Origin of the sequence: Halobacterium sp. CBA1126 (genome assembly GCF_009741975.1) — an archaeon.
Lineage (GTDB): Archaea > Halobacteriota > Halobacteria > Halobacteriales > Halobacteriaceae > Halobacterium.
The window spans coordinates 1-1,687 of sequence record NZ_WPCF01000195.1 but is presented as its reverse complement, the minus strand read 5'-3'; the positions used below and the strand labels follow the sequence as shown (position 1 = coordinate 1,687).

Annotated in this window: 2 protein-coding genes and 1 pseudogene; all 3 read right to left on the bottom strand. The window is 73.8% G+C overall.

The features are described 5' to 3' along the window. Positions 1-612: 5,10-methylenetetrahydromethanopterin reductase (locus GJ634_RS15095; RefSeq protein ID WP_157503647.1), on the bottom strand; the 612-nt coding region annotated here is incomplete at its 3' end. Continuing rightward, a pseudogene (locus tag GJ634_RS15090) lies at positions 599-1,359 on the bottom strand (coenzyme F420-0:L-glutamate ligase). The gene GJ634_RS15095 and the pseudogene GJ634_RS15090, both read right to left, overlap by 14 nt. 60 nt (positions 1,360-1,419) lie before the next feature. Further along, a partial coding sequence (locus GJ634_RS15085) for a metallophosphoesterase (RefSeq protein ID WP_197425560.1) occupies positions 1,420-1,687 on the bottom strand: 268 nt, incomplete at its 5' end.

The window sequence follows — 1,687 nt, the reverse complement described above, 5'->3', positions numbered from 1 at the left end:
CGCCACGTCCACGTCCCCCGAGACAACGCGGTCCTCGACGCCCTCCGCGACGCGGTCCGCGGACCACGAGAGGTCCCGCTCGTGGCTCGCGTTCACCAGCACGCCGTCCGCGTGCTTGCCCGCCATCCGGAGCATGTGCGGGCCCTGCGCGCCCACGTACACCGGGATCTCGCCGACCTCGTAGTTCAGGCCGGCGTCTCGCGCGACGAACGTCCCGTCGTGGTCGACGCGCTCGCCCGCCCAGAGGTCCTGCGAGACCTTCATCGCCTCCAGCACCCGCCGGAGGGGGCGGTCCCGCTCGACGCCGAGGTTCTGCAGCGTCGACGCGTCGCCGGCGCCCAGCCCCAGCACCGCTCGCCCGTCGCTCACCTCGTCGACGGTCGCGACCTGCGACGCGAGCTTCACGGGGTGGGTGTCGTAGGGGTTCGCCACGCCCGGCCCCAGCCGGACCGTCTCCGTCGCGGCGGCGATTCGGTCGAGCGCCACGAACGGGTCGCGGTTGTTGTAGTGACACGACGCGAACACCGCGTCGAAGCCGGCGTCCTCCGCGTCCGCAGCGAGGTCAGCGACCGCCGCGACGGGAATCTCGGGGGTCAGCTCAATTCCCCGCATACTCCCACCCCCTGAGCGCCTGCCGCACGAAATCTCCGTCGACCTCGCGGTAGAGCTGCTCGCTGCCGTCGTGGTCGCCGAACTCGAACCCCCGGACGACGACGACGGGCGTGCCGCCGTCGCCCTCCCCCGAGACGAGGTTCGCGGTCGCCGCGAGTTCGTCCACCACGCTCTCGACGGTCACCTCGAGCTCGTGGCCGTCGCGGTCCGTCTCTCCCCGCCAGTCCCGGGACGCCGGGAGGCCCGCCCAGCCGAGCGCGACGCCGCGCTGGCCGTGGCGGAACGGCCGCCCCGACGTGTCCGTTACCACGACGCCGACGTCCGCGTCCAGCCCCTCGCGGATGCGCTCGGCGCTCTCCGACGGCCGCTCGGGCAGCAACAGCAGGTCCGCGCCGCCCGTGTTCGAGCGGTCGATGCCGGCGTTCACGCCGACGTGCCCGAACCCGGTCTCCGTCAACAGGAACGGCGCCTCCATCAACACCTCGACGGACTCCTCGAGGACCGCCTGCGCGAACCGCGGGTCCTTCTGCTCGCCGGTGCTCTCGCTCAACCGCTCGGCGACCTCGCGGGCGCGCGGCCCCGCCGGGAACTCCGCCAGGGACGCCGTCCGCCCCTCGGCCTTCGAGACGACCGTGCTCGCGACACAGACCACGTCGCCGTCCTCGAGTCGGCGCGCTCGGCGACGAGGGCCGCGAGGCTGTCGCCCGAACGCACCTCCGGGAACTCCGACACCGCGAACGCGTGCATACCCGCGCTTCGGCGGCCCGCACAAAAGCCCCGGCGGTACCGGACACGCCGGCCGCCCGCCTACTCCCGGACGACCGAGACGTCGAGGTCGCGGCCGTCGACGTCCACGGTCAGCATCGTCGCCTCGTCGGCCGGGTCGGCGCCGCTCGCGCTCCCCGGATTCAGGAAGCGGACGCCGTCGACGGTCTCGTCGGCGACCTCGTGCGTGTGGCCGGCGATGCCCACGGCGTCCTCGCTGTCGCGCTCCACCCGGACGGCCTGCGCGACCCGGTCCTCGTAGCCCGACAGCGGGCCGCTGCCGTGCACGACGACGAACTGGCGGTCCTCC